We start from the raw sequence: 25,929 nt of genomic DNA, 5'->3' as shown, positions 1-25,929 counted from the left end.
ACACCCGTCCGAAGGGACAGAACGCGAGCGGCCCTCGCCGGCGATGGCCCGGGCGGCCCGCACCCTGGCCGAGGCGGGGGTCGAGGCGCCCCGGGCGGAGGCCGAGATGCTCGCCGCGTACGTGCTGGGAGTGCCCCGGGGTGGGCTGGCGCTGGCCGACGGGTTCACCCCCGACGACCTCGGCCGATTCAACGCGCTGGTCGGCCGGCGGGCCGCCCGGGAGCCGTTGCAGCACCTCACCGGAGTCGCCGGCTTCCGGCACCTGGAGCTGGCGGTCGGTCCGGGGGTCTTCGTGCCCCGGCCGGAAACCGAGCTGCTCGCCGGCTGGGGCGTCGAGCAGGGGCGAGGGCAGAGCGCGCCGCTGGTGGTCGACCTCTGCAGCGGCTCCGGCGCGATCGCCCTCTCCGTCGCCCAGGAGCTGCCGGACGCCCGGGTGGTGGCGGTGGAGCGGTCCCCGGCGGCGCTGGCGTGGCTGCGGCGCAACGCCGCTGAGCGGGCCGCCGCGGGGGACACCCCGATCGAGGTGGTGGACGCCGACGTCACCGACCCGGAGCTGCTGGCCGAGCTGGTCGGCCGGGTAGACGTGCTGCTCTGCAATCCGCCGTACGTGCCCCGGTCGGTGGCGGTGCCGCCGGAGGTGGCCGGGCACGACCCGGACCAGGCGGTCTTCGCCGGGGCGGACGGGCTGGCGGTGATCCGGCCGGTGATCGGCCGGGTGGCCGAGCTGTTGCGCCCCGGCGGGGTGCTCGGCGTCGAGCACGACGACACGCACGGCACGGCGGTGCCCGAGCTGCTCGCCGCGGACGGCCGGTTCGCCGGCGTGGAGGAGCACCGGGACCTGGTCGACCGGCCCCGATTCGCCACCGCGTCCCGGCGGGCGGACGGCCGGCACGCCGTTGGCGGCCCGGCGTGGCAGACTGGCTCCTCGTGATGCTCTACGACTGTCGGTCGCCCGCCGACCGGGACCGCGGCATCGCCGCTGCCATCGAGGCGGTCAAGAACGGTGAACTGGTCGTCCTGCCGACCGACACGGTCTACGGGATCGGCGCGGACGCGTTCACCCCGTACGCGGTGAAGGCGCTCGCGGACGCCAAGGGCGGCTCGCGGCAGGCGCCGCCGGTGCTGATCGGATCGCGGCACACCCTCGACGGCCTGGTCTTCTCGCTGCCCCGCTCGGCCCGGGAGCTGGTCGAGGCGTTCTGGCCGGGCGCGCTGACCATCGTGGTGGAGCATTCGCCGAGCCTGTCCTGGGACCTGGGCGACTCCAGCGGGACGGTGGCGGTGCGGATGCCGCTGCACCCGGTGGCGCTGGAGGTGCTGCGGGAGACCGGCCCGATGGCGGTGGCGTCGGCGAACAAGGTCGGCCAGCCGGCCGCGGTCACCGCCGAGGAGGCGCGGGAACAGCTGGGCTACACGGTCCGCGCCTACCTGGAGGCCGGGCCCGCCCCGGACCCGGTGCCGAGCACCGTAGTCGACCTCACCGGCGAGGTGCCCCGGGTGCTGCGTCAGGGCGCGGTCCCGTTGGAGAAGCTGCGCGACGTGGTGCCGGACATCCTCGACGAGCGGGGGGTCTGAGTGCCGCCGTTCACCGTCCTGCACGTCTGCATGGGCAACATCTGCCGTTCCCCGATGGCCGAGCGGTTGCTGGTGCTCGCCGTGCGGGAGCGGCTGGGCCGGCTGGGGGTCGACCCGACCCGCGCCGACGAGGTGCTGCACAGCCACAGCGCCGGCACCGGGGGCTGGCACGCGGGCGAGGGGATGAATCCGCCGGCTGCCCGGCAGGTGGTGTCGCGCGGCGGTGACGTGGACGGGTTCGCCGCCCGCAAGCTCCGGTCGGACCTCATCGACGCCGCCGACCTGGTCCTCACCGCCACCGCCGACCAGCTGGAGTACGTGGTGGCGCTGCGACCGGACGCGGCTGAGCGCACCTTCGTGCTCGGCGAGTTCGGCCGGCTGCTGGCCGCCGTGGACGCCGCCGGGCTGCCCCCGGTCGAGGCCACCCCGGACGCCGTCTACGCCCGCGGGGTGGCCCTGGCGGCCGCCGCCGACGCGGCTCGGCAGGGGGCCTCCCCGCTGCCCGCCGACGACCTCGACGACCCGTGGGGTCGCGGCGACCAGTGCTTCAGCCGGGTCGCCGACGAGATCGAGGAGACGGTCCACCCGCTGGCCGGCGCGCTGCTGCCCTGAGCCGTCCGGACCCCGACCGTTGGGGTTTCTGTCCACCTTCATCCTTCTCCGCGAAATTCCTGCGTGTTTTGGGGAAGAAGGCGGCATAACCGCTGTTTCCGGTCATTCTGAACGGGTCCGAACGTGGCCGGCTCCTGCGGGGAGAGCTGATGAACCGGGCCCATCTCGACAAGTTGTTCACCGTCATGCTCGCCGGCGCACTCGCCGGGCTGGTCCTGGCGGCGGCCGCGCTGCCGCTCGCGCTGGTGTTCGGGCTCGGCTTCAAGGGACTGATGCCCTACTCGGAGCTGCCCGAGTCGCTGCGCACGCCGCAGCCGGCGCAGCGGTCCAACCTGTACGCCAACGACGGCCGCACCCTGATCACCTCCTTCTACGTGGAGGACCGGATGGACGTGCCGGTGAGCGAGGTGGCCCCGGTGATGCGACAGGCCATCGTGGCCGCCGAGGACGTCCGCTTCTACCAGCACCACGGGGTCGACGTCCGCGGCGTGGTCCGGGCCTTCACCGTCAACCAGCGCGACGGAAAGACCCGGCAGGGCGCGTCCACGCTGACCATGCAGTACGTCCGCAACGCGCTGGCCAGCGACCCCCGGTTGACCGAGGAGCAGCGGTCCCGGGCCACCGAGATCAGCGCCGGTCGCAAGATCCGGGAGATGCGCTACGCGCTGACCCTGGAGCGCGAGCTGAACAAGGACCAGATCCTCACCCGGTACCTGAACATCGCCTACTTCGGCGCCGGCGCGTACGGCGTCGCGGCGGCCAGCAAGCGGTACTTCTCCACCGACCCGGCGAACCTCACCCTGCCCCAGGCGGCGCTGCTCGCCGGGCTGGTCCGCTCGCCCGACGCCGACGACCCGATCAACGGGGACGCCGACGCGGCACTGCGTCGCCGGGCGTACGTGCTGGACCGGATGGTGGCGACCGGCCAGGTCGCCGCCGCCGACGCCGCCGGGGCCAAGGGCGAGCAGCTCAACCTGGTGCCCAGCGCGACGCCGAACGACTGCGCCGCCGTGCCCGCGGCGCACAACGACTGGGGCTACTTCTGCGACTGGTTCACCCAGTGGTGGAAGGCCCAGCCGGCCTTCGGCGGGTCCGCCGACGAGCGGCAGCGGACGCTGCGCCGCGGCGGCTTCCGGATCGTCTCCTCGCTCGACGCGGACGTGCAGCGGAAGGCCACCGAGCAGGTGCTGCGGATCTACCCCGTCGACAACAAGCGGGCCGCGCCGACCGCGGTGGTCCAGCCGGGCACCGGCCGGGTGCTGGCCATGGCGGTGAACCGGAGGTTCAGCGTGGCGGCCAACCCGCCCGGTCAGCCGAACTATCCGAACACCGTCAACCAGCTCGTGGCCGGCGGCGGGGGCATCGTCGGCTACCAGGCCGGCTCGACGTTCAAGCTCTTCGCCCTGCTGGCCGCTCTGGAGTCGGGGCTGCCGCTGGCCACCACCTTCGACGCGCCGGCCCGGATCGTCACCGACTACTCGGTCGACGGCGGTTCAGCCAGCTGCGGCGGCTACTGGTGCCCGAGCAACGCCAACCCGGCGTGGATGGACGGCGACCGCACCATGTGGAGCGCCTTCGGCCGCTCGGTGAACACCTACTTCGTCTGGCTGACCGAGAAGGTGGGCGCGGAGCGGGTGGTGGAGATGGCGGAGCGGCTCGGCATCGTGCTGCGCGCGAAGGAGGACGCCGGGCTGGCCCGCTACGGGGCGAAGGGGTGGGGGCCGTTCACCCTCGGCGTCGTCGCCACCACCCCGCTCGACCTCGCCAACGCGTACGCCACCGTGGCGGCCGAGGGGACCTGGTGCGCGCCGACGCCGGTCACCTCGATCAGCGACGGCGCCGGCCGAAAGGTGGCAGCCGGGGACCCGGACTGCCGGCAGGTGCTCGACACCGAGGTGGCCCGGGCGGCGGCGGACGCGGCCCGCTGCCCGGTCGGCGACCAGTCGATGTACCGGCGCTGCGACGGCGGCACCGCCGAGGAACTTCAGCCGGGGCTGCGCCGGCCGCTGGGCGGCAAGACCGGCAGCTCGGACCGGAACGCCACGGAGACGGTGGTGGCCTTCACCCCGCAGCTCGCGGTCGCCACCATCGCCGCCAACCCGGACGACCCCCGGGACGCGGTCGGCGGCGGGGTGCAGACCCGGCAGATCGCCGCCGTGGGTCAGCTGCTCGCCTACGCCCTCCGCGACCAGCCCGTCCTCGACTTCGTCCCCCCGAGCCAAACCACCGCCTACCAGCGAACCGCCCCCCGCGCCGGCAACTAACCCCCACCCCCACCCCGCGCCGATCTTGCACTTCGTGTCCCGGCAAAAGGGGCAGAAAGTGCGAATCCGCCCACGGTCCGCTCCCGGACGTCGGTGTAGGCGGTGCCACCACTCAGGGTCGCTGGGCAGCGGCTCGGCCGGGGCGTCCGCCCGCTCGCCGTCGACCAGCGGGTCTCCACCTCCGCGTCGCGCACCTTGGCCAGTGCCAGCGCGGCCTCGAAGCCGGCCTGGCCGAGCGAGTGCAGCAGGACCCGTGGCTCCGGTGACGAGGCATTGCACGACTCCCGGTGTGCGGCCCCATAGACTCCTTCGCTGTGGAGAACGCGAGCGACACCTTCTGGGGACCGGACTTCCAGCAGCTCAGCGCCGTCGATCCGGAGATCGCCGGGGTGGTGCTGGGCGAGCTGGAGCGGCTGCGTGGCGGCCTGCAGCTGATCGCCAGCGAGAACCTGACGTCCCCGGCGGTGCTCGCCGCGCTCGGTTCGACGCTGACCAACAAGTACGCCGAGGGCTACCCGGGCCGGCGCTACTACGGCGGTTGCGCCGAGGTGGACCGGGCCGAGGAGATCGGCATCGCCCGGGCGAAGGAGCTCTTCGGCGCCGAGCACGCCAACCTCCAGCCGCACTCGGGCGCCAGCGCCAACCTGGCCGCGTACGCGGCGCTGGTGCAGCCGGGGGACACCGTGCTGGCGATGGACCTGCCGCACGGCGGGCATCTCACCCACGGCAGCCGGGTGAACTTCTCCGGCAAGTGGTTCCACCCCGTCGGCTACACCGTCCGGCCGGACACCGAGCTGATCGACTACGACGAGGTGCGCGACCTGGCCCTGGCGCACCGGCCGAAGATGATCATCTGTGGCGCCACCGCCTATCCGCGGCTGATCGACTTCGCCCGGTTCCGGGAGATCGCCGACGAGGTCGACGCGTACCTGATGGTGGACGCGGCGCACTTCATCGGGCTGGTCGCCGGGCGGGCCATCCCGTCGCCGGTGCCGTACGCCGACGTCGTCTGCTTCACCACCCACAAGGTGCTGCGCGGCCCGCGTGGCGGCATGATCCTCTGCCGGGAGTCGCTGGCGCCCCGGATCGACAAGGCGGTCTTCCCGTTCACCCAGGGTGGCCCGCTGATGCACGCCGTCGCGGCCAAGGCGGTCGCGTTGCGCGAGGCCGCGCAACCCGATTTCCGGGCGTACGCCTCCCAGGTGGTGAGCAACGCCCAGGCGCTCGCGGACGGGCTGGCCGCCGAGGGCATGCGCGCGGTCTCCGGCGGCACCGACACCCACCTGGCCCTGATCGACCTGCGCGAGGTCGGGGTGACCGGCGCCGAGGCGGAGGCCCGCTGCGACGCCGCGTCGGTCACGCTGAACAAGAACGCGATCCCGTACGACCCGCAGCCGCCGATGGTCGCCTCGGGCATCCGGGTGGGCTCCCCGAGCGTCACCACGCAGGGCATGCGCGAGGGGGAGATGCGGCAGGTGGCCGCGCTGATCGCCCGCGCGGTCCGGACCGATCCGGCCGGCCCCGGGGCCGCCGACGAGCTGACCCGGATCGCCGCCGACGTGGCCGAGCTGGTCGCCGCCTTCCCGGCGTACCCCCGTGGCTGAGCCCGGCGCGCGCGCGCCGGAGGCGACCGCCGACCGGGGCTGGCGGCTGCGCCACCTGCCGGTGCTGGTGATCGCCTCGGCGGTGCTGGGCGCGCTGGCCGCGGTGGTCGGCGGGGTGACCGGCGGGGCGGACGCGGCGCTGGGCGCGGCGGCCGGGGTGGCCGTGACCGCGGTCAGCTACACCCTCACCACGGTCGTGCTGGCCTGGGCCGACGCCCGCGACCCGCAGCTGGTGCTGCCGTTCGGACTGGGCCTGTACGCGGCCAAGTTCACCCTGCTCGGGGCGGTGATGGTCGGGGTGGCGTCGACCGGTTGGTCGGGGCTGATCCCGCTGTGCCTGGGCATCGCCGCCGGGGTGGCGGTCTGGACCGCCGTGCACATCTGGTGGCTGACCACTGTGCACGCCCGGCGGGTCCGGCACTGATCCGACCACCGCCGTCCCAACTTTCGGAAGGCGCGCCGGTTTGTCCGCGGTCGGTCATTCTCTCAGTGGCGGGAGGGGAGTAGCGTGCCTCCAGACGACTTCGCCCGCCCGTGTCCCACACAACCATGTTGTGCGGGGGGTGAGGCACAACCTCGTCCCCCCGGCTGATATCGTTCGCCCCGTCATGGCCGGTGACCAGAAACCCCCCAACACTGGCGGCACGGACGACATTCCGTCCGGTGCCGGTCAGGGTTGGACCGCGCTCAGCTACCTCATCGGAGGCATGCTCGTGTGGGGTTTCATCGGCTGGCTGGTCGACCAGTGGCTCGGTTCCGGAGGCATCGCCACCGGGATCGGCGTCGTGCTCGGCATGGCCGGGGGGATCATCCTGGTCGTCCGCCGACTCGGCACGCCTACTTAGGAAGGGACGCGGTGTTCGGACAGGCGAACGTCCTGGCAGCGGGCCAGGCGGAATTCCCACCCAGTGTGGAGGACTTCTACCTGCCCAGCATCCTGCCCTGGGGTGCGCACGACTCGTTCTGGTTCACCAAGATCACGGCCATGGTCTGGATCGCCGTCGGCGTTCTGATCATCTTCTTCCTGGCCAGCTACCGGAACCCGCAGCTGGTGCCGACGAAGAAGCAGTGGTTCGCCGAGTCGATCTACGGCTTCGTGCGGAACAACATCGCGGTCGAGATGATCGGGCACGCGGGGGTGCGGTTCGCGCCGTACTTCACCACGCTCTTCTGCTTCGTCCTGCTGACGAACGCGTTCGCGATCATCCCGTTCTTCCAGATCTCGCCGAACTCGCACATCGCCTTCCCGGCCTTCCTCGCCGTGATCAGCTACGTGCTCTTCAACTACATCGGCATCCGGCACCACGGCTTCGTGAAGTACTTCAAGAACTCTCTGATCCCGCCGGCGCCCTGGTACATCCTGCCGCTGCTGATCCCGATCGAGTTCTTCTCGACCTTCCTCGTCCGGCCGTTCTCGCTGGCCGTCCGTCTCTTCGCGAACATGTTCGCCGGCCACATGCTCCTGCTGGTCTTCACGCTCGGCGGCTTCGCGATGCTCAGCGCCAACGCCTGGCTGGCGCCGGTCTCGGTGCTCTCCTGGGTGATGACCATCGCGCTCACCTTCCTCGAATTCCTGGTGATCGTCCTGCAGGCGTACGTCTTCACCGTGCTGACCGCGAGTTACGTGCAGGGCGCGCTCGCCGAGGAACACTGATCCACTTCGCACCAACCGTTGTCGTCCCCGCGTGACCGTCACGCGTGATAACCAGGAGGAACCAACCAATGGACGTTCTCGCCGCGCAAGGTGTAGTTGGCAGCACCGCCGCCATCGGCTACGGTCTCGCGGCCATCGGCCCGGGCATCGGTGTCGGCCTGGTCTTCGCCGCCTACATCCAGTCGACCGCCCGTCAGCCGGAGTCGTCCCGGATGACCCTGCCGTACGTCTGGATCGGCTTCGCCGTCATCGAGGCGCTCGCGCTGCTGGGCATCGCCTTCGGCTTCATCTGGCAGGGCACGCTTTCCGCCTAATCCCGCCCTTAGACCGGGAGGTTTTACATGTTCTTCCTCGCCGCTGAGGGTGGTGGAGCGACCCACAACCCGATCATCCCTGCCTGGCAGGAGATCGTGGTCGGTGGGATCGCCTTCATCCTGCTCTGCTACGTGCTGATGAAGTTCGTCTTCCCGCGCATGGAGCAGACGTTCCAGGCCCGGGTCGACGCGATCGAGGGCGGCATCAAGCGTGCCGAGGCCGCCCAGGCCGAGGCCAACCAGCTGCTCGAGCAGTACCGGGCGCAGCTCGCCGAGGCACGTACCGACGCCGCCAAGATCCGCGACGACGCCCGGGCCGACGCCGAGGGCATCCGTCAGGACGTCCTCGCCAAGGCCCGAGAGGAGTCCGACCGGATCATCGCGGCCGGCAAGGAGCAGCTCGCCGCCGAGCGGGCCACCATCGTGCGCGAGCTGCGCACCGAGGTCGGCACCATCGCGGTGGACCTGGCCAGCAAGATCGTCGGCGAGTCGCTCGCCGACGAGGCGCGGCGCAAGGGCACCGTGGACCGGTTCCTGAGCGGTCTCGAGAGCGCGGGGGCCCGCTGATGCAGGCCGCCAGCCGGGAGTCGTACAGGGTCGCGGCCGAGCGCCTCGACGCGTACGTCCGCGGCGCGGAGCCGTCGGCGGTGGCCTCCACCGCCGACGACATCCTCTCCGTCGCCACCCTGCTGCGGCGTGAGCCGCGGCTGCGCCGGGCGCTGTCGGACCCGGGCCGCTCCGGCGAGGACCGTGCCGGGCTGCTGGCGGGCGTCGTGGGCGGCAAGGTCGGCGCCGACGCGCTCGACCTGCTGACCACGCTGGCCTCCGGCCGTTGGTCGGCGCCGTCGGAACTGCTCGACGGCACTGAGCGGCTCGGCGTCGAGGCGCTGCTGGCCAGCGCCGACAAGGCCGGTGACCTCGGCGAGGTCGAGGACGAGCTGTTCCGCTTCGGTCAGGTCGTCTCCGGTCAGTCGACGCTCTCCAACGCGCTCTCCGACCCGATCGCCCCGGTCGAGCGGCGGGCCACCCTGGCCCGCGACCTGCTTGCCGGCCAGGCCCGCCCGGTCACCGTCCGTCTCGTCGAGGCGGCGCTCGGCGGCTTCGGGGGACGCTCCTTCACCGGAGCGCTCACCCGGCTGGTCGAGCTGGCCGCCGACCGGCGGGACCGTCAGGTCGCGTACGTGACCGTGGCGGCTCCGTTGAGTGACGAGGAGGAGCGACGCCTCGGTGCCCGCCTCTCCGGGATGTACGGTCGAGAGGTTTCCGTCAAGCAGACGGTCGACCCCCAGGTGCTCGGTGGGGTGAGCGTGCGGGTCGGTTCCGACCTGTACGACGGCACCGTCCTGCGCAGCCTCAACGAGACCCGCAACGCGCTCGCGAAGCGCTGACCAGCGTCTCCGCAGCCCTGATTCGACGCCATCGGACCGGTCGGTACTAGGTATCCCGGGCCCCTGATACTTAAGGAAGCAGAGGATGGCCGAGCTGACCATCTCGACGGAGGAGATCCGCGGCGCCCTGGAGCGCTACGTCTCTTCCTACTCGTCCGACGTCTCTCGCGAGGAGGTCGGGACCGTCTCCGACACCGGCGACGGAATCGCCCACGTCGAGGGCCTGCCCTCGACCATGACCAACGAGCTCCTGGAGTTCGAGGACGGCACGCTCGGCGTGGCGCTGAACCTCGACGTCCGGGAGATCGGTGTCGTCGTTCTCGGTGACTCCGCGAAGCTCGAGGAGGGGCAGCGCGTCAAGCGCACCGGCCGGGTGCTCTCCGTTCCGGTCGGCGACGCCTTCCTCGGCCGCGTGGTCAACGCCCTCGGCCAGCCGATCGACGCCCTCGGCGACATCTCGAACGAGGGCTTCCGCGAGCTCGAGCTCCAGGCCCCGAACGTGATGTCCCGGCAGTCTGTCTCCGAGCCGCTGCAGACCGGTATCAAGGCGGTCGACGCCATGACCCCGGTCGGTCGGGGCCAGCGGCAGCTGATCATCGGTGACCGCAAGACCGGTAAGACCACGGTCGCCCTGGACACCATCCTCAACCAGCGGGACAACTGGCGCTCCGGCGACCCGAAGAAGCAGGTCCGCTGCATCTACGTCGCCATCGGCCAGAAGGCCTCCACGATCGCCTCGATCAAGGGCATCCTGGAGGAGGCGGGCGCGATGGAGTACACCACCATCGTCGCCTCCCCGGCTTCCGACCCGGCCGGCTTCAAGTACCTCGCCCCGTACACCGGCTCGTCCATCGGGCAGCACTGGATGTACGGCGGCAAGCACGTCCTGATCGTCTTCGACGACCTGAGCAAGCAGGCCGAGGCGTACCGCGCCGTGTCACTGCTGCTGCGTCGCCCGCCGGGCCGCGAGGCGTACCCGGGTGACGTCTTCTACCTGCACTCCCGCCTGCTGGAGCGCTGCGCGAAGCTCTCCGACGAGCTGGGCGGCGGCTCGATGACCGGCCTGCCGATCATCGAGACGAAGGCCAACGACATCTCGGCCTTCATCCCGACGAACGTCATCTCCATCACCGACGGCCAGATCTTCCTCGAGACCGACCTGTTCAACCAGGGCGTCAGGCCGGCCATCAACGTCGGCACCTCGGTCTCCCGGGTCGGTGGCGCCGCGCAGGTGAAGCCGATGAAGAAGGTCGCCGGTTCGCTCCGCCTCAACCTGGCCCAGTTCCGCGAGCTGGAGGCGTTCGCCGCCTTCGCCTCCGACCTGGACAAGGCCTCCCGCGCCCAGTTGGAGCGCGGCTCCCGCCTGGTCGAGCTGCTCAAGCAGCCGAACTACTCGCCGTACCCCGTGCAGGAGCAGGTCGTCTCCGTCTGGGCCGGCACCGAGGGCAAGCTGGACGACATCCCGGTGGGCGAGGTCCGGCGCTTCGAGTCGGAGTTCCTCCAGTACCTGCGCCACAAGCACGAGGGCGTCCTGGCGGCGATCGCCGACAACACGTGGGGCGACGACATCATCGGCTCGCTGGACTCGGCCATCACCGAGTTCAAGCAGATCTTCCTGGGCAAGGAGGACGAGCGTCGGGTCAACGAGGCGCCGGCCAAGCCGCTGGAGGGCGAGGAGAACCGCGAGACGGTGACCCGCTTCCGGGACGGCTCGACCGACCGCCCGGTAGAGAGCTGACCCATGGCGGCCCAGGTTCGCGTTCTTCGTCAGCGCATCCGCTCGGCGAAGGGGATGAAGAAGATCACCAAGGCGATGGAGCTCGTGGCGACTAGCCGGATCGCCAAGTCCCAGGCCCGGGTCCAGGCGTCCCTGCCGTACGCCCAGGCCATCACCGGCGTGCTCACGGCGCTGGCGTCCAACGCGCGGATCGACCATCCGCTGCTCACCCCGCGCGAGCGGGTGCGGCGGGCGGGCGTCCTGGTCGTCACCAGCGACCGGGGCCTGGCCGGCGGCTACAGCTCCAACGCGATCAAGACCGCGGAGTCGCTGGTCGCCCGGCTCAAGGCCGACGGCAAGGAGCCCGCGCTCTACGTCATCGGCCGCAAGGGCGTCACGTTCTACCGGTTCCGCAACCGGGAGATCGCGGCGAGCTGGACGGGCTTCTCGGAGCAGCCGTCCTTCGCCGACGCCCGCGAGGTGGGCGAGACGCTGATCAAGGCGTTCTCGGCCGGCGCGGACGACGCGGATGGCCGCGCCGGGGCGGACGGGGTGCTCGGCATCGACGAGCTGCACATCGTCTACACCGAGTTCCACTCCCTGATGACCCAGACGCCGGTCGCGAAGATCATCGGCCCGATGCAGGTCGAGGACCGTCCGCGGTCCGAGGGGCTGCTGCCGGCGTACGAGTTCGAGCCGGAGGCGGAGGCGCTGCTCGACGCGCTGCTGCCGAAGTACATCAACACGCGGATCTACGCGGCGTTGATCGAGTCGGCGGCCAGCGAGTCGGCGGCCCGGCGGCGGGCGATGAAGGCCGCCACCGACAACGCCGAGGACATGATCGAGAAGTACACGCGTGAGATGAACACGGCCCGCCAGGCCGGGATCACCCAGGAGATCAGCGAGATCGTCGGCGGCGCGAACGCGCTGGCCGCGTCGGGAAGTGAAGTGTGATGACTGCACCAGTGGAGACCAAGACGGCCACGGGTCGCGTGGTCCGGGTCATCGGCCCGGTCGTCGACGCCGAGTTCCCGCGCGACGCCATGCCGGCCCTGTTCAACGCCCTGAAGGTGGACGTGAAGCTGGCCGGCGGCGAGAAGGTGCTGACCCTGGAGGTCGCCCAGCACCTGGGAGACAACCTGGTCCGCGCCATCTCGATGCAGCCGACCGACGGCCTGGTCCGCGGCACCGAGGTCAGCGACACCGGCTCGCCGATCAGCGTGCCGGTGGGTGACGCGGTCAAGGGTCACGTGTTCAACGCCATCGGCGAGTGCCTCAACCTGACCGAGGGCGAGGTGCTCCAGGCCGACGACCGGTGGGGCATCCACCGCAAGGCCCCGGCCTTCGCGGACCTGGAGCCGAAGACGGAGATGCTGGAGACCGGCATCAAGGTCATCGATCTGCTCGCCCCGTACGTCAAGGGCGGCAAGATCGGCCTGTTCGGTGGCGCCGGCGTGGGCAAGACGGTGCTCATCCAGGAGATGATCACCCGGGTCGCGAACAACTTCGGTGGCACGTCGGTCTTCGCCGGCGTGGGTGAGCGGACCCGTGAGGGCAACGACCTCATCGCCGAGATGACCGAGTCCGGCGTCATCGACAAGACCGCGCTGGTCTTCGGCCAGATGGACGAGCCCCCGGGTACCCGGCTGCGGGTCGCCCTCTCCGCGCTGACCATGGCGGAGTACTTCCGGGACGTCAAGAAGCAGGAGGTGCTGCTCTTCATCGACAACATCTTCCGCTTCACCCAGGCCGGTTCCGAGGTCTCCACCCTGCTCGGCCGCATGCCGAGCGCGGTGGGTTACCAGCCGACCCTGGCCGACGAGATGGGCGAGCTCCAGGAGCGGATCACCTCCGTCCGGGGTCAGGCCATCACCTCGATGCAGGCGATCTACGTACCGGCGGACGACTACACCGACCCGGCGCCGGCCACCACGTTCGCCCACCTCGACGCCACCACCAACCTGGAGCGGTCGATCTCCGACAAGGGCATCTACCCGGCGGTGGACCCGCTGGCGTCCTCGTCCCGGATTCTCGCCCCGGAGTTCGTCGGCGCCGAGCACTTCGAGGTGGCCACCGAGGTCAAGCGGATCCTGCAGCGCTACAAGGACCTGCAGGACATCATCGCCATCCTCGGTATCGAAGAGCTTTCCGAGGAGGACAAGATCACCGTGGCCCGGGCCCGGCGGATCGAGCGCTTCCTGTCGCAGAACACCTACGCCGCCGAGCAGTTCACCGGCGTGCCGGGCTCGACGGTTCCGATCGCCGAGACCATCCAGGCGTTCAAGAAGATCAGCGAGGGCGAGTACGACCACTTCCCCGAGCAGGCGTTCTTCATGTGCGGCGGTCTCGAGGACCTCGAGGCCAAGGCCAAGGAGCTGATGGCGGGTTAGACCTCGGTCACACCCAATGGAGGCCATCCCGGCGTTAGCCGGGGTGGCCTCCATCCTTTTGGGGGCAGGTAATAGCAGATGTCCGCTTCGGCGGCAAGCGGTTCCACGAGACCCGGGGTACCGTTCGTGGCACGACGCTCACATCCTGGGCGTCGATATATGCAACGAAACGGTCCCGTGCGCCCGTCTTCCAGTCGTGGGCGTGACGAATGGAGATGCTCGTGGGTAAGGCCGGCACGGACGGCGACGGCAAGCGGTCCTTCTGGCGGGGCGTTCCCCGGTGGGCCCGGGTGTGCACCGTCTTCGGCGTGGTCCTCATGCTGCTGAGCGGTGGCGTGCTGGCGGGCTACGAGGCGCTGCTGTCCCGCTACGAGGGGGCGGTCGGCAAGGGCGACCTCTTCGGCGACCAGGCGGCCGGCGCCCGGGAGCGCAAGAGCAACGTCAAGGGTCCGTTGAACATCCTGCTGGTGGGCATCGACCCCCGCAACCCGACGATGCCGCCGCTGGCGGACTCGATCATGATCCTGCATGTGCCGGCCGGGATGGACCGGGGCTACCTCTTCTCGCTGCCCCGGGACCTGCGGGTGGAGATCCCGAAGTTTCCCAAGGCGAACTACCCGGGCGGCACCGACAAGCTGAACGCGGCCATGTCGTACGGCAGCCGGATCCCGGGGCAGAACCCGGATGCCGCGCGCGGCTTCGAGCTGCTCGCGCAGACCGTGCAGCAGGTCACCGGAATCCCGCGCTTCGACGCCGGCGCGATCATCAACTTCACCGGCTTCAAGAAGATCGTCGACGCGATGGGCGGCGTCGACATGAACATCGAGCGGGACGTGCGCTCCGAGCACCGCAAGCCGGACGGCACCATGCGCGAGCTCAGGCCGGGCGGCGGGGGCTACCTCGGCCCGCAGGCGGAGTACAAGAAGGGCGACGCGCACCTCAACGGCTGGCAGGCGCTGGACTACGTGCGCCAGCGCTACCCGAAGAACGGCGTGCCGGACGCCGACTACGGCCGGCAGCGGCACCAGCAGCAGTTCATCAAGGCGATGGTCAACCAGGCGTTCAGCGCCGACGTGGTGACCAACCCGGTCAAGCTGGACCGGGTGATCCGGGCCGCTGGCCAGTCGCTGATCTTCAACGGCCGGGGCAACAGCGTGGTCGACTACGCGCTGGCCCTGAAGAACATCCGGTCCGACTCGATCGAGACCATCAAGCTGCCCGGCGGGGGCATCGGCACCGGCTCCGCGTACAAGGGTGAGCGGCTGCTGCCGACGGCGCAGGACTTCTTCACCGCCATCCGCACCGAGCGGGTGGACGCGTTCATGCTCGAGCATCCCGACTTCAAGCAGAAGAACAGTTAATTTGAGCGCGAGTGGGCCCCGGCGCACGCCGGGGCCGGCTGGCGTGGCACCGCAAGGCTCCCCGTGGTGCAGCTCTCGCCACCCGCGTTGGGTGGCCCTCAGGTACGCGACTAGACTTTCGGCAATTCGCCGCCGCAGCAAGGAGACAGCGTGGCACAGCAGCTTCACGTCGAGCTCGTAGCCGTCGAGGAGAAGGTCTGGTCCGGCGAGGCCGAGATGGTCGTCGCCCGGACGACCGAGGGTGAGCTGGGTGTGCTTCCGGGCCACGCTCCGCTGCTCGGCCAGCTCGCGGAGCCCAGCCAGGTCCGCATCAAGCAGGCCGGCGGCCAGCAGGTGGCGTACGACGTCGCCGGCGGTTTCCTCTCCGTGTCCGGTGAGGGCGTCACGGTCCTCGCCGAGAGCGCTACCCCCGCTACTCCGGCCCGCTGAGCCGACCCGCCGATGGAGATCGTGGAAGGGATCGGAATCGGCGTCGCGGTCGTGCTCGCCGCGCTTCTGATCCTCTTCATTCGGCGGACCCTCTTCACCCGCAGCGGAGGCATCATCCGGCTCAGCGTCCGGGTCTCCACGATCCTCGACGGCCGGGGCTGGTCGCCGGGCTTCGGCCGGTTCGCCGGCGATCAGCTGCGGTGGTACCGCATGTTCAGCTTCGCCCTCCGCCCCAAACGGGTGCTCTCCCGCAAAGGGCTGGCTGTGGAGCGCCGCCGGCTCCCGGAGGGGCAGGAGCGCCTCTCCATGCCCGCCGACTGGGTGATCCTCCGCTGTACCAGCAACCATGCGCCGGTGGAGATCGCGATGGCGCGGTCCACGGTCACCGGCTTCCTCTCCTGGCTCGAGGCCGCCCCGCCCGGGGCGGTCTCGCCGCGTATGGCCTCCCAGGACTGGCCCGCCGCCTGACTTCTGCTGGCTTCCCCTTCTAGTCCGCCGGCCGGATGTCGCTTGCGGTTCGTGGGTGGTTGCGGTGGGGGGTGTGGCCCGCCGTGCCCGGCTCCGGGCGGTCAGGGTCTGGTGGGTGTGGTTGCCGGCGGGTCGGGTCTCTGGTGTGGGTTGTCCGGTTTCTGGGTGTGACCGGTGGCATGCTGGCGGCGGAATGGTGGGGGGCCGGGGGTCGTTACATATCGCGTACGACCGAGTACCTGGCCCGCTCGACGGGCTGGTGGACGGGCCCCGGAATGATGGCGGGCCGGCGGTCGTTACATATGGTCCCGGCGCCGTGAAGAGGCCCCCGCCCCGCGGTCGGATCGGGCAGAGACTTTCCCCTTGAAACTTTGGGCGCCTGACGGTGCTTGTGTCCTGCTGACCCCCGTCGGCGGTGACGCCAACCCCCCAAGGAGCTTCATCGTGAACTCGATTCTGCGTAAGAGCGTGCTGGGTGTTGCTGGTCTGGCTTTCACCGGTGGTGTGTTCGCCGGTCCGATCGCCGCTCACGCCGACACGGGCCCGGTGGCCGGTAAGGCCGCCGCGGTGCAGGCTGACAAGCCGGACATGGGCAAGCTGATTCCGCATGGTGTGCAGGGCGCCCAGTCGAAGATCGCGCTGAACGGTGAGCAGACCGGGAATGTGAAGGCGATCATCGCGGCGACGAAGAAGGCGGGTCTGCCGGAGCGGGCCGCGGTCATCTCGATCGCCACGAGCTTGCAGGAGTCGAAGTTGGAGAACCTGGGTCATCTGGGTGACGCCAACGACCACGACTCGCTGGGCCTGTTCCAGCAGCGTCCGACCTCGGGTTGGGGTACGCCGGAGCAGATCACCGACCCCGAGTACGCGACGATGGCGTTCGAGAAGGGTCTGAAGCAGGTCGACGGGTGGCAGGACATGCCGCTGACGCAGGCCGCGCAGACGGTGCAGGTGTCGGCTTACCCGGACGCCTACGCCCAGTGGGAGCAGCAGGCCGCCGACCTCGTCGCCCAGCACTGGAACAGCTGACAACCGCACACGCGTGACATGCCGCTGGCCGGCACCCCAACACCGGGGTGCCGGCCAGCGGCATGTCCAGGTACCGCAGAACGACCGCGACCAGTGGACGGTCGAACCGCAACCACCGAAGTCAGTCGGTCGAGCCGACCAGCTCCACCTCGTACCCCTGCCCGTCGGCGAGGTAGGCGGCGTACGTCCCCGGGCCGCCCGCGTGCGGGTGCCGGTCCGGGAAGAGCAGGTCCCAGCCGTGATCGGGGGCGGCGGCGACCAGGGCGTCCACCGCGGCCGGGGTTCCGGCGTGGAAGGCCAGGTGGTTGAGCCCCGGCGCGAGCCGGTCGTGCACCTTGCCGGAGAGCCCGGGGGATTCCTCCAGCACCAGGTAGGTCGGGCCGAGCCGCCAGGACCGGCCGGCCGGCCAGTCCTGGAACGGCGTCCAACCCAGCTCGCCGAGGAGCCAGCCCCAGCTGCACCGGGCCACGTCGAGGTCCGGCACCCAGACCTCGACGTGGTGCAACGCGCCGACGGTCAGCGCTTCCCGCCCGGCACCCATAGCACATCTCCGTCCGGATTTGCCGTTCTTGACAGGATAAAGAGCAGATCGGAGAGCCGGTTGAGATACTTTGCCGGAAGGGGGCTGGTCCGGTCCGGGTCGTGCCCGACCAGGGCCCACGCCGCACGCTCGGCGCGTCGGGCGATCGTCCGTGCCACGTGCAGCAGCGCCGCGCCAGCGGTGCCGCCGGGGAGGATGAAGGAGTCGAGCTTGCTCAGGCGTGCGTTGTACTCGTCGCACCAGCCCTCGAGGCGCTCCACGTACTCCTCGGTGACCCGCAGCGGCGGGTACGCCGGGTCCGGCTCGACCGGGGTGGACAGGTCCGCGCCGACGTCGAACAGGTCGTTCTGGATCGACCCCAGCACCGCCCGCAGCTCGTCGTCGAGCTGCCCCAGCGCGAGTGCGACGCCGATCGCCGCGTTGCACTCGTCGACATCCGCGTACGCGGCGATCCGTGGATCGGTCTTCGGCACCTGCTCGTTGTTGCTCAGCCTGGTCATGCCGGCGTCGCCGGCCTTGGTGTAGATGCGCGTGAGGTGGACGGCCATGACGCACAGCCTACGGATACCGGACCTGACCATCCCGACTCGGCCGGATCAGGCCGGCTGGCCAGCCGGAGTGGGCCCGGGTGACGCCGGTGATCCGGCGGTCAGCGACGTCGACGTCATCCGGGTGCGCGGTGACGCGCGGTTGGCCGGCACGGTCCACGTCGTCGGGGCGAAGAACTCCGCGCTCAAGCTGATGGCGGCCGCGCTCCTCGCGCCCGGGCGGAGCGTGATCACCAACGTTCCCCGGATCACCGACATCGCCATCATGGGCGAGGTGCTGCGCCGGCTCGGCTGCGGCGTACGGTTCGGCGCCGACGACCCGGTCGATCCGATGGTGGCCCGCGGCGGGGTGGAGCGCTCCCGCTCGGTCGTCATCGACGTGCCGGCGCGGCCCGGCTCGGACGCCGACTACGACCTGGTCCGGCGGCTGCGCGCGTCGATCTGCGTGCTCGGTCCGCTGCTGGCCCGCCGGCGGTACGTGCGGGTGGCCCATCCCGGCGGGGACGCGATCGGCTCCCGCGGCCTGGACATGCACATCTCCGGGCTGACCCGGATGGGCGCGGACATCTCCGGTGAGCACGGCTTCGTCATCGCGTCCGCCCCGGACGGTCTGCACGGCGCGGAGATCGTGCTGGACTTCCCCAGCGTCGGCGCGACGGAGAACCTGGTGATGGCGGCGGTGCTGGCCCGGGGCGCCACGGTGATCGACAACGCCGCCCGGGAGCCGGAGATCGTCGACATCTGCTCGATGCTGATCCGGATGGGCGCCCGGATCGAGGGGGAGGGGACCTCGACCCTGCACATCGAGGGAGTGCCCGAGCTGCGCCCGGTGCGGCACGCCACGGTGGGGGACCGGATCGTCGCCGGGACCTGGGCGTTCGCCGCCGCGATGACCCGGGGGGACGTCACGGTGACCGGCACCGACCCGGCGTTCCTGGAGGTCGCGCTGGACAAGCTGGTCTCGGCCGGTGGCCTGGTGGAGACCCGCGGCGACGCCTTCCGGGTACGGATGGACGACCGCCCGACCGCGGTGGACGTGGTGACCCTGCCCTACCCGGGCTTCGCCACCGACCTGCTGCCGATGGCGATCGGGCTGGCCGCGGTGAGCGACGGGGCGTCGCTGATCACGGAGAACATCTTCGACGGCCGGTTCATGTTCGCCAACGAGATGATGCGGCTCGGCGCGGACATCAAGACCGACGGCCACCACGCCGTGGTACGTGGCCGGGACCGGCTCTCCGGCGCCCCGGTCCGCGCCACCGACATCCGGGCCGGCGCCGGCCTGATCATCGCCGGGCTCTGCGCCGACGGGGTCACCGAGGTCTCCCACGTGCATCACGTGGCCCGCGGCTATCCGGACTTCGTGGCCGACCTGCGGGCCCTCGGGATCGAGGTCGAGCGCGGCACGGTCCCGGACGAGCCGACCCTGGAGATCTGACCCCGGAGAGGGCTTAGCCGTCGTTCAGGCTCGCCGACTAGGGTGCTGGCAGGTACTCAATCGCAGCGAGGGAGAAAGCAGATGGCGGGTCGACTCGCGGTCGTCGGTGCCGGGCTGATGGGCTCGGGCATCGCCCAGGTGGCGGCGCAGGCGGGCTGGCAGGTGACGCTGCGGGACCTGGACGACGCGGCCACCAAGCGGGGCGTCGACGGCATCCGGAAGTCGCTGGAGAAGTTCGCCGAGAAGGGGAAGATCGAGGCGTCCGAGGTCGAGGCGGCGCTGGGTCGGATCACCCCGACCACGGACCTGGAGGCGGTCGCCGACGCGGACATCGTGGTCGAGGCGGTCTTCGAGCGGCTGGAGATCAAGCACGAGGTGTTCCGCGCGCTGGACAAGATCTGCAAGGCCGACGCGGTGCTGGCCACCAACACCTCGGCCATCCCGGTCACCCAGATCGCGGCGGTGACCGAGCGGCCGGAGTCGGTCGTCGGCACGCACTTCTTCTCCCCGGTGCCGATGATGAAGCTCTGCGAGCTGGTCCGCGGCTACAAGACCAGCGACGAGACGCTGGCGACGGTGAAGGCGTTCGCCGAGGAGATCGGCAAGACGGTCGTCGTGGTCAACCGGGACATCGCCGGCTTCGTCACCACCCGGCTGATCTCCGCGCTGGTCGTCGAGGCGGTCAAGCTGGTCGAGTCCGGCGTGGTCTCGGCGGAGGACCTGGACACCGCCTGCCGGCTCGGCTTCGGCCACGCCATGGGCCCGCTGGCCACCACCGACCTGACCGGCGTGGACGTGCTGCTGCACGCCTCGAAGAACATCTACACCGACACCGCCGACGAGAAGTTCTTCCCGCCGGAGCTGCTCCAGCGCATGGTCACCGCCGGTGACCTGGGCCGCAAGACCGGCAGGGGCTTCTACACGTACTGAGCCGGCCGCGCGGGCGGCGGGCGGCACCGTCCGTTGCCCGCGACCGGTCACGGCCGGGGCCGGCTGAGGGCGGCGCCGAGCAGGGCGAAGGCGTCCGGGATCACGGTGCCCCAGTAGGCGAAGTTGTGCCGGCCGTCCGCCCATGCCGCGCGTACCGGCGGCTCGGGCAGCTCCCCGGCCAGGGCGCGCACGTCGCGGAGGAAGTTGTCCTGCCGGCCGCACCAGAGGCCGACCGGGGTGCCGCGCAGCCGCGCCGCCCCGGTGAACACCGCGTCTCCGGGCCGGACCGCGGGGGAGAAGGCGGCCACCGCGCGCAACCATCCCGGGTACGCCTCGGCGAGCAGCAGCGCGCCGAAGCCCCCCATCGACCAGCCCCAGACTGCCGTCCGGTCGACGTCGAAGCCGCGCCGGGCGCACCAGGTGGGCACCTCCTCGCGCACCATCCGCTGCGGGTCGTCGGCCCCGGAGCGGCGCCAGGAGAGCCGGCCTCCGGTGGCACCGGCGAGCACGAAGGGCGGTGCGCCCCGGCGTACCGCGTCGGTGAGGAAGCGGGCGAGCCCGAAGCGCCCGAAGTCCCGGGGCGTGGCCGAGGCGCCGTGCAACACCAGGCACACGGGCAGGCCGCGGCCGTCGCCGTACCCCTCGGGGACGGCGGTCCAGAAGTCCACCTCGCGGCCCCGCGCGGCGGAGGCGATGCGGATCAGGCGTTCGTCTCCGGCCGGCGCGTCGGGAAGCGCGGGCACCGGCCCGGGGCGGGGGCGGGACAGTTCCCGGGCGGTGAGGCCGCCGAGCGCGGCCAGCGCCGCCGTGCCGGCGCCGGCCGCGAGCAGCCGGCGCCGGGTCAGAGGGTGAGCCATGCAGGCGAGTGTGACACCCGCCGGCCCGGCTGACCGCCCGGTTGCCCGGCGGGATCATGCCCGGGTGCTGCGGCGGCCGGCGGGTCCGCCGGGCGGCAGCTCAGCCGTCGCGCCGGGTGGTCCAGCGGAAGGTCCGCAGGCAGAGGATCAGGCCGACCACGCACCACGCGGCGAGCACCAGGGCGACCCGGCCCAGCTCGAACGAGCCGGCCGGCTCCTGGGTACCGAAGCTCTCCGGCAGGAAGACCGCGCGCAGGCCCTGGCACATCCACTTCAGCGGGAAGAACGCCGCCACCTGCTGCATCCAGCTGGGCAGCTCGGTGAAGACGAAGAACACCCCGGAGATGAACTGGAGCACCAGGGCGACCGGGGTGACCACGGCGGATCCGCTGCGTGCGGTGCGGGCCAGCGACGAGATGGCGATCCCGCACAGGGTGCAGGCGGTCACCCCCAGCACGGACACCCAGCCGAAGGTCAGCCACTTCGCCGCGGTGTCCGGCAGCTTGAGGTCGAACAGCGCCACGGCGACAGTCAGGAGCAGAGCGGTCTCGGCCACGCCGATCGCCACCACCATGATCACCTTGCCGGCGAACCACACCCACTTCGGCATCGGGGTGCCCCGGTAGCGCTTGAGCACGCCCCGGTCCCGCTCGATCGGGATCCAGATGCCGAGGTTCTGGAAGCTCACCGTCATCAGGCCGGTCGCGATCATGCCGGTGATGAAGTACTGGGTGAACTTGACCCCGCCGCCGATCTCGCCGCTGAAGATCGAGGCGAAGATCAGGATCATGATGATCGGGAAACCCATCGTGAAGACGACGGACTCCCGGCTGCGCAGGAACTGGGTGATCTCCAGCCGCCCCTGCCGCAGCGCGAGGGAGCCCGGACCGACCCGCCGGGCCGGGGCGGCGGCGACCGGGGCCGCCGGCTTCGTGGTGGTTGTCATCGGTGTCCGATCATCTTCAGGTAGACGTCTTCCAGGGTCGGTCGGGTCACCGTCAGGCCCGGGACCTCGCCGCCGTAGCGCGCGGCCAGCTCCGCCACCAGGGCCGTCGGCGTCGCGCTCTCCGTACGCTCCGGCGTCCCGTCCGGGGTACGCCAGGAGACCGTGGCCAGGGCCTCCTGCCGGTTGCCCAGCCGGTCCGGCGGGGCCACCTCGATCAACCGTCCGGCGGCGATCACGCCGACCCGGTCGGCGAGCGCCTCGGCCTCGTCCAGGTAGTGCGTGGTCAGCACGATGGTGGTGCCGGCGGCGGCCAGGTCCCGGATCAGCTCCCAGAACTCGCGCCGGGCCTCCGGGTCGAAGCCGGTGGTCGGTTCATCGAGGAAGAGCAGTTCGGGGTGGCCGATGATGCCCAGCGCCACGTCGAGGCGGCGCTTCTGGCCGCCGGAGAGGGTGTGGGTGCGGGCCTTCGCCTTCGCGCCGAGCCCCACCCGCTCGATCACCTTGTCCGGGTCGTCGCCGTCGGCGTAGAAGCCGGAGAAGTGCCGGACCACCTCGCCCACGGTCAGCTCGTCGAACTCGCCGGTGCCCTGGAGCACGATGCCGACCCGTGAGCGCCAGTCCTGGTCCGGGTGGGCCGGGTCGCTGCCCAGCACGGACACCTCGCCGGCGTCGCGCTGCCGGTAGCCCTCCAGGATCTCCACGGTGGTGGTCTTGCCCGCGCCGTTCGGGCCGAGCAGGGCGAACACCTCACCGCGGTGGACGTCGAGGTCCACTCCCGCCACCGCGACGTTGTCGCCGTACGCCTTGCGCAGTCCCCGTACGGAGATCGCGAGCTCGTCATCCATGCCGTCAAGTGTGCGACCTCGGCGCCAGCGCGGGGCGCCCGGGGTGTGGTGGTCGGGACCATGGCGCGCGCTCTGCCCCCGGACGTCCACGACATGGACCTGTGTGGTTTTCCACAGCCCGTTTTACTGAACGGTAACTTAGACTCCGGCCATGGACGAGAAGGCTCTCCCGGGCCGGCTGCCGGAGCGCGACCGCCCCTGGGTGATGCGCACCTACGCCGGGCACTCCTCCGCCGCGGCGACCAACGCGCTCTTCCGCCGCAACCTGGCGAAGGGGCAGACCGGCCTGTCGGTCGCCTTCGACCTGCCCACCCAGACCGGGTACGACCCGGACCACGAGCTGGCCACCGGCGAGGTGGGCCGGGTCGGCGTGCCGGTGGCGCACCTCGGCGACATGCGGGCCCTCTTCGACGGCATCCCGCTCGCCGGGATGAACACCTCGATGACCATCAACGCGCCGGCGATGTGGCTGCTCGGCCTCTACGGCACGGTCGCCGCCGAGCAGGGCGCCGAGCTGTCCCGCTGCGCCGGCACCACCCAGAACGACATCATCAAGGAGTACCTGTCCCGCGGGACGTACATCTTCCCGCCGGCGGCGTCGCTGCGGCTCACCGCCGACGTCATCGCGTACACGCTGCGCGAGATGCCGAAGTGGAACCCGGTCAACATCTGCTCGTACCACCTCCAGGAGGCCGGTGCGACGCCGGTGCAGGAGGTCGGCTTCGCGCTCGCCACCGCGGTCGCCGTGCTCGACGCGGTCCGCGACTCCGGCCAGGTGCCCGCCGAGCGGATGGGCGACGTCGTCCAGCGGATCTCCTTCTTCGTCAACGCCGGGGTGCGCTTCGTCGAGGAGAACGCCAAGATGCGCGCGTTCGGCGCGCTCTGGGACGAGATCACCCGGGAGCGGTACGGCGTCACCGACCCGAAGCAGCGCCGGTTCCGGTTCGGCGTCCAGGTCAACTCCCTCGGCCTGACCGAGGCCCAGCCGGAGAACAACATCCAGCGGATCGTGCTGGAGATGCTCGGCGTGACCCTCTCCCGCGACGCCCGGGCCCGCGCGGTGCAGCTGCCCGCCTGGAACGAGGCGCTCGGCCTGCCCCGCCCGTGGGACCAGCAGTGGTCGCTGCGGATGCAGCAGGTCCTGGCGTACGAGTCCGACCTGCTCGAATACCCCGACCTCTTCGAGGGTTCGCACGTGATGACCGCGCTGGTCGACGGGATCGTCACCGGGGCCCGGGTCGAGCTGGAGAAGGTGCTGGAGATGGGCGGCGTGGTGGCCGCCGTGGAGACCGGCTACCTCAAGAGCGCCCTGGTCGCCTCGCTGGCCGATCGGCGTCGGCGGATGGAGTCCGGCGCCGACGTGGTGATCGGCGTCAACCGGTTCACCGAGACCGAGTCGTCCCCGCTGACCGCGGCCGGCGCCGAGGCCGTCGAGCAGGTCGACCCCGCGGTCGAGGCGGCCGCCACCGCCTCCGTACGCGAATGGCGGTCCGGTCGGGACGGGCCGGCGGTCGACGCGGCACTGGCCCGGCTTCGCGCGGACGCCGCGACCACCACGAACCTGATGGCCGCCACGCTGGAGTGCGTGCGGGCCGGGGTGACCACCGGCGAGTGGGCGGGCGCGCTGCGCCAGGTCTTCGGCGAGTACCGGGCGCCGACGGGCCTCGCCGGCGGCGCCGGGGCCGGCGGCGACGCCGGGCTCGGGTCCGTCCGCGAGCGGGTCGCCGCCACCGCGCGCGAGCTGGGCAGCGGCCGGCTGCGGCTGCTGGTCGGCAAGCCCGGCCTGGACGGGCACTCCAACGGCGCCGAGCAGATCGCGGTACGCGCCCGCGACGCCGGCTTCGAGGTGGTCTACCAGGGAATCCGGCTGACCGCCGGGCAGATCGTCGCCGCCGCCGTCGAGGAGGACGTGGATCTGGTCGGCCTCTCGGTGCTCTCCGGCTCGCACCTGGCCGCCGTGCCGGCGGTGCTGGACGGCCTTCGGGCCGCCGGTCGGGGCGACCTGCCGGTGGTGGTCGGCGGCATCATCCCCGCCGGGGACGCGGAGGCGCTGCGGGCCGCCGGGGTGGCCCGGGTCTTCACCCCGAAGGACTTCGCGCTGACCGGCATCATCGATCAGCTCGTCACCGTCATCCGCGAGTCCAACGGCCTGCGCTGAGCCCTCGGGCCGCCGACTCGTGCCGGCCGGGTCAGCGGCTCTGGTAGGTCAGGCAGTCGGCCATGTCCATCGCCGGGCCGACGGTGATCGCCGGGGCGTGACACTCCAGGTCCGAGTTGTGCCGGCAGTCCGAGCGTGAGCAGGCGCCCACCTGCGCGACGAGCTGGTCGATTCCGCCGCGGACCGGCAGCTCCACGAAGGTGTGGCAGTGGGCGTGGTCGCTGCTGCCGATCGTGATGGCGAAGGCGTGGCAGTCGTTGGTGTGGTTGTAGGCGCAGGACGCGACGGCGCATTCCTGGACCCGGGGCATCTCCATCGCCGCGGTCATCGGTGACCTCCTTAGCTCTGGGTCCCATTTTAGGCATTTGACCGTTTCGCGCTCGGGCCTTTCCGGCGGTTGCGCGGCGTTCTGGTCCCGGTGGGCGGTCTGACCGCGCCCCGTGCCGGTTGCCTGGGGCGGGCTGGGACAGGCCCCGGAATGATGGCGGGCCGGCGGTCGTAGCAGGTCGACGGCTGGCAGGACATGCCGCTGACCCAGGCCGCCCAGACGGTGCAGGTGTCGGCCTACCCGGACGCCTACGCCCAGTGGGAGCAGCAGGCCGCCGACCTCGTCGGCCAGCACTGGAACAGCTGACAACCGAAGACGCTTGACAAGCCGCTGGCCGGCACCCCGAGACAGGGGTGCCGGCCAGCGGCGTATCCACGCGACCCAGGTCACAGGGCAACCACCACTCAGAGGGCGTCTTGGTCGGGTTGGATCTAATACACGCCGGTTGATGCCTTGCTGGGCTCGAGCGGAGCGGTTCGCGATGATCGATGTATGACGACTCCTCGCCGTCCGTATCGCACTGATCTGTCCGA

Annotated in this window: 27 protein-coding genes; 21 read left to right on the top strand and 6 right to left on the bottom strand. The window is 71.2% G+C overall.

The features are described 5' to 3' along the window. Nucleotides 1–43: 43 nt before the first annotated feature. The 18 genes from prmC to SLP03_RS12680 all read left to right on the top strand — a co-directional run bounded on the left by prmC (nt 44) and on the right by SLP03_RS12680 (nt 16,805). A complete protein-coding gene (gene prmC, locus SLP03_RS12765; protein ID WP_413644513.1) occupies nt 44–931 on the top strand; it encodes a peptide chain release factor N(5)-glutamine methyltransferase in 888 nt (295 codons plus the stop codon). Then, entirely contained in the window at nt 931–1,575 is a 645-nt protein-coding gene (locus tag SLP03_RS12760; protein ID WP_319460835.1) for an L-threonylcarbamoyladenylate synthase, read from the top strand. Before prmC ends, SLP03_RS12760 begins: the two co-directional genes overlap by 1 nt. Beyond that, nucleotides 1,576–2,187 carry a phosphotyrosine protein phosphatase gene (locus SLP03_RS12755; protein WP_319460785.1) on the top strand — a complete coding sequence of 204 codons (612 nt, stop codon included), beginning with the start codon at nt 1,576–1,578 and terminating at the stop codon, nt 2,185–2,187. Nucleotides 2,188–2,336: 149 nt separating this feature from the next. Beyond that, the gene (locus SLP03_RS12750; RefSeq protein ID WP_319460784.1) at nt 2,337–4,451 is read left to right on the top strand and encodes a transglycosylase domain-containing protein; all 2,115 of its coding nucleotides are present in this window, start codon (nt 2,337–2,339) and stop codon (nt 4,449–4,451) included. 314 nt (nt 4,452–4,765) lie between these two features. Next, nucleotides 4,766–6,055 (top strand): serine hydroxymethyltransferase, encoded by a 1,290-nt coding sequence (gene glyA, locus SLP03_RS12745; protein ID WP_319460783.1) that lies wholly within the window; start codon nt 4,766–4,768, stop codon nt 6,053–6,055. After that, complete coding sequence (locus SLP03_RS12740; protein ID WP_319460782.1) at nt 6,048–6,479, top strand: hypothetical protein; 432 nt, start codon at nt 6,048–6,050, stop codon at nt 6,477–6,479. The genes glyA and SLP03_RS12740 overlap by 8 nt, the downstream gene beginning before the upstream one ends. A 184-nt stretch (nt 6,480–6,663) precedes the next feature. Further along, the gene (locus SLP03_RS12735; protein WP_319460781.1) at nt 6,664–6,900 is read left to right on the top strand and encodes an AtpZ/AtpI family protein; all 237 of its coding nucleotides are present in this window, start codon (nt 6,664–6,666) and stop codon (nt 6,898–6,900) included. Nucleotides 6,901–6,911: 11 nt separating this feature from the next. Next, nucleotides 6,912–7,709 (top strand): F0F1 ATP synthase subunit A, encoded by a 798-nt coding sequence (atpB, locus tag SLP03_RS12730; RefSeq protein ID WP_319460780.1) that lies wholly within the window; start codon nt 6,912–6,914, stop codon nt 7,707–7,709. Between the two features lie 68 nt (nt 7,710–7,777). Next, on the top strand, nt 7,778–8,023 hold the full coding sequence (locus SLP03_RS12725; protein WP_319460779.1) for an ATP synthase F0 subunit C: 246 nt from the start codon (nt 7,778–7,780) through the stop codon (nt 8,021–8,023). A gap of 27 nt (nt 8,024–8,050) precedes the next feature. After that, nucleotides 8,051–8,590, top strand: a complete 540-nt coding sequence (locus SLP03_RS12720) for a F0F1 ATP synthase subunit B (RefSeq protein WP_319460778.1) — start codon at nt 8,051–8,053, stop codon at nt 8,588–8,590. Then, nucleotides 8,590–9,411 (top strand): F0F1 ATP synthase subunit delta, encoded by an 822-nt coding sequence (locus SLP03_RS12715; RefSeq protein WP_319460777.1) that lies wholly within the window; start codon nt 8,590–8,592, stop codon nt 9,409–9,411. The genes SLP03_RS12720 and SLP03_RS12715 overlap by 1 nt, the downstream gene beginning before the upstream one ends. Nucleotides 9,412–9,496: 85 nt before the next feature. After that, nucleotides 9,497–11,149 carry a F0F1 ATP synthase subunit alpha gene (gene atpA / locus SLP03_RS12710; protein WP_319460776.1) on the top strand — a complete coding sequence of 551 codons (1,653 nt, stop codon included), beginning with the start codon at nt 9,497–9,499 and terminating at the stop codon, nt 11,147–11,149. Nucleotides 11,150–11,152: 3 nt separating this feature from the next. Next, nucleotides 11,153–12,082 carry a F0F1 ATP synthase subunit gamma gene (locus tag SLP03_RS12705; RefSeq protein ID WP_319460775.1) on the top strand — a complete coding sequence of 310 codons (930 nt, stop codon included), beginning with the start codon at nt 11,153–11,155 and terminating at the stop codon, nt 12,080–12,082. Next, complete coding sequence (atpD, locus tag SLP03_RS12700; protein WP_319460774.1) at nt 12,082–13,518, top strand: F0F1 ATP synthase subunit beta; 1,437 nt, start codon at nt 12,082–12,084, stop codon at nt 13,516–13,518. The genes SLP03_RS12705 and atpD overlap by 1 nt, the downstream gene beginning before the upstream one ends. 215 nt (nt 13,519–13,733) lie before the next feature. Continuing rightward, a complete protein-coding gene (locus SLP03_RS12695; protein WP_319460834.1) occupies nt 13,734–14,879 on the top strand; it encodes an LCP family protein in 1,146 nt (381 codons plus the stop codon). A 150-nt stretch (nt 14,880–15,029) separates the two neighbouring features. Beyond that, nucleotides 15,030–15,308, top strand: coding sequence for a F0F1 ATP synthase subunit epsilon (locus SLP03_RS12690; RefSeq protein ID WP_319460773.1), 279 nt, complete (start codon nt 15,030–15,032; stop codon nt 15,306–15,308). A gap of 12 nt (nt 15,309–15,320) precedes the next feature. Next, nucleotides 15,321–15,776 carry a DUF2550 domain-containing protein gene (locus tag SLP03_RS12685; RefSeq protein WP_319460772.1) on the top strand — a complete coding sequence of 152 codons (456 nt, stop codon included), beginning with the start codon at nt 15,321–15,323 and terminating at the stop codon, nt 15,774–15,776. A gap of 444 nt (nt 15,777–16,220) precedes the next feature. Further along, the gene (locus tag SLP03_RS12680; RefSeq protein WP_319460771.1) at nt 16,221–16,805 is read left to right on the top strand and encodes a hypothetical protein; all 585 of its coding nucleotides are present in this window, start codon (nt 16,221–16,223) and stop codon (nt 16,803–16,805) included. A gap of 121 nt (nt 16,806–16,926) precedes the next feature. On the opposite strand, the gene SLP03_RS12675 is transcribed toward SLP03_RS12680, so the two are convergent. After that, nucleotides 16,927–17,346: a VOC family protein gene (locus SLP03_RS12675; protein ID WP_319460770.1), complete on the bottom strand. Its 420-nt coding sequence runs from the start codon at nt 17,344–17,346 to the stop codon at nt 16,927–16,929. Beyond that, complete coding sequence (locus SLP03_RS12670; RefSeq protein ID WP_319460769.1) at nt 17,322–17,894, bottom strand: cob(I)yrinic acid a,c-diamide adenosyltransferase; 573 nt, start codon at nt 17,892–17,894, stop codon at nt 17,322–17,324. Before SLP03_RS12670 ends, SLP03_RS12675 begins: the two co-directional genes overlap by 25 nt. Between SLP03_RS12670 and murA the strand changes: the two genes are divergently transcribed. Together murA and SLP03_RS12660 are read left to right on the top strand one after the other, a co-directional pair. After that, the gene (murA, locus tag SLP03_RS12665; protein WP_319460768.1) at nt 17,893–19,332 is read left to right on the top strand and encodes a UDP-N-acetylglucosamine 1-carboxyvinyltransferase; all 1,440 of its coding nucleotides are present in this window, start codon (nt 17,893–17,895) and stop codon (nt 19,330–19,332) included. The two genes, SLP03_RS12670 and murA, sit on opposite strands and share 2 nt — an antisense overlap. An 81-nt stretch (nt 19,333–19,413) precedes the next feature. Continuing rightward, entirely contained in the window at nt 19,414–20,262 is an 849-nt protein-coding gene (locus SLP03_RS12660) for a 3-hydroxyacyl-CoA dehydrogenase family protein (RefSeq protein ID WP_319460767.1), read from the top strand. Between the two features lie 47 nt (nt 20,263–20,309). Here SLP03_RS12660 and SLP03_RS12655 read toward each other — a convergent pair whose 3' ends face one another. From SLP03_RS12655 to SLP03_RS12645, 3 genes are all read right to left on the bottom strand, one after another. Then, nucleotides 20,310–21,119 carry an alpha/beta hydrolase gene (locus SLP03_RS12655; protein ID WP_319460766.1) on the bottom strand — a complete coding sequence of 270 codons (810 nt, stop codon included), beginning with the start codon at nt 21,117–21,119 and terminating at the stop codon, nt 20,310–20,312. A 100-nt stretch (nt 21,120–21,219) separates the two neighbouring features. Continuing rightward, nucleotides 21,220–22,065 (bottom strand): ABC transporter permease, encoded by an 846-nt coding sequence (locus SLP03_RS12650; protein ID WP_319460765.1) that lies wholly within the window; start codon nt 22,063–22,065, stop codon nt 21,220–21,222. Then, nucleotides 22,062–22,910, bottom strand: a complete 849-nt coding sequence (locus SLP03_RS12645; RefSeq protein ID WP_319460764.1) for an ABC transporter ATP-binding protein — start codon at nt 22,908–22,910, stop codon at nt 22,062–22,064. The genes SLP03_RS12650 and SLP03_RS12645 overlap by 4 nt, the downstream gene beginning before the upstream one ends. A 151-nt stretch (nt 22,911–23,061) precedes the next feature. Here SLP03_RS12645 and SLP03_RS12640 point away from each other — a divergent pair, with 151 nt between their 5' ends. Next, nucleotides 23,062–25,068 (top strand): protein meaA, encoded by a 2,007-nt coding sequence (locus SLP03_RS12640; RefSeq protein WP_319460763.1) that lies wholly within the window; start codon nt 23,062–23,064, stop codon nt 25,066–25,068. A gap of 31 nt (nt 25,069–25,099) precedes the next feature. Here SLP03_RS12640 and SLP03_RS12635 read toward each other — a convergent pair whose 3' ends face one another. Beyond that, nucleotides 25,100–25,396 (bottom strand): DUF1540 domain-containing protein, encoded by a 297-nt coding sequence (locus tag SLP03_RS12635; protein WP_319460762.1) that lies wholly within the window; start codon nt 25,394–25,396, stop codon nt 25,100–25,102. Nucleotides 25,397–25,929 lie beyond the last annotated feature (533 nt).

The organism is Micromonospora sp. RTP1Z1 (genome assembly GCF_033804685.1).
In the GTDB taxonomy this organism is placed as follows: domain Bacteria; phylum Actinomycetota; class Actinomycetes; order Mycobacteriales; family Micromonosporaceae; genus Micromonospora.
This window is presented reverse-complemented; position numbering and strand designations above follow the sequence as displayed.

Coding starts and splice junctions, on each gene's coding strand:
- prmC (WP_413644513.1), top strand. CDS start 44: ATGGCCCGGGCGGCCCGCACCCTGGCCGAGGCGGGGGTCGAGGCGCCC.
- SLP03_RS12760 (WP_319460835.1), top strand. CDS start 931: ATGCTCTACGACTGTCGGTCGCCCGCCGACCGGGACCGCGGCATCGCC.
- SLP03_RS12750 (WP_319460784.1), top strand. CDS start 2,337: ATGAACCGGGCCCATCTCGACAAGTTGTTCACCGTCATGCTCGCCGGC.
- SLP03_RS12735 (WP_319460781.1), top strand. CDS start 6,664: ATGGCCGGTGACCAGAAACCCCCCAACACTGGCGGCACGGACGACATT.
- SLP03_RS12725 (WP_319460779.1), top strand. CDS start 7,778: ATGGACGTTCTCGCCGCGCAAGGTGTAGTTGGCAGCACCGCCGCCATC.
- SLP03_RS12720 (WP_319460778.1), top strand. CDS start 8,051: ATGTTCTTCCTCGCCGCTGAGGGTGGTGGAGCGACCCACAACCCGATC.
- SLP03_RS12715 (WP_319460777.1), top strand. CDS start 8,590: ATGCAGGCCGCCAGCCGGGAGTCGTACAGGGTCGCGGCCGAGCGCCTC.
- atpA (WP_319460776.1), top strand. CDS start 9,497: ATGGCCGAGCTGACCATCTCGACGGAGGAGATCCGCGGCGCCCTGGAG.
- SLP03_RS12705 (WP_319460775.1), top strand. CDS start 11,153: ATGGCGGCCCAGGTTCGCGTTCTTCGTCAGCGCATCCGCTCGGCGAAG.
- atpD (WP_319460774.1), top strand. CDS start 12,082: ATGACTGCACCAGTGGAGACCAAGACGGCCACGGGTCGCGTGGTCCGG.
- SLP03_RS12695 (WP_319460834.1), top strand. CDS start 13,734: ATGCTCGTGGGTAAGGCCGGCACGGACGGCGACGGCAAGCGGTCCTTC.
- SLP03_RS12685 (WP_319460772.1), top strand. CDS start 15,321: ATGGAGATCGTGGAAGGGATCGGAATCGGCGTCGCGGTCGTGCTCGCC.
- SLP03_RS12675 (WP_319460770.1), bottom strand. CDS start 17,346: ATGGGTGCCGGGCGGGAAGCGCTGACCGTCGGCGCGTTGCACCACGTC.
- murA (WP_319460768.1), top strand. CDS start 17,893: ATGACGCACAGCCTACGGATACCGGACCTGACCATCCCGACTCGGCCG.
- SLP03_RS12670 (WP_319460769.1), bottom strand. CDS start 17,894: ATGGCCGTCCACCTCACGCGCATCTACACCAAGGCCGGCGACGCCGGC.
- SLP03_RS12660 (WP_319460767.1), top strand. CDS start 19,414: ATGGCGGGTCGACTCGCGGTCGTCGGTGCCGGGCTGATGGGCTCGGGC.
- SLP03_RS12655 (WP_319460766.1), bottom strand. CDS start 21,119: ATGGCTCACCCTCTGACCCGGCGCCGGCTGCTCGCGGCCGGCGCCGGC.
- SLP03_RS12650 (WP_319460765.1), bottom strand. CDS start 22,065: ATGACAACCACCACGAAGCCGGCGGCCCCGGTCGCCGCCGCCCCGGCC.
- SLP03_RS12645 (WP_319460764.1), bottom strand. CDS start 22,910: ATGGATGACGAGCTCGCGATCTCCGTACGGGGACTGCGCAAGGCGTAC.
- SLP03_RS12640 (WP_319460763.1), top strand. CDS start 23,062: ATGGACGAGAAGGCTCTCCCGGGCCGGCTGCCGGAGCGCGACCGCCCC.
- SLP03_RS12635 (WP_319460762.1), bottom strand. CDS start 25,396: ATGACCGCGGCGATGGAGATGCCCCGGGTCCAGGAATGCGCCGTCGCG.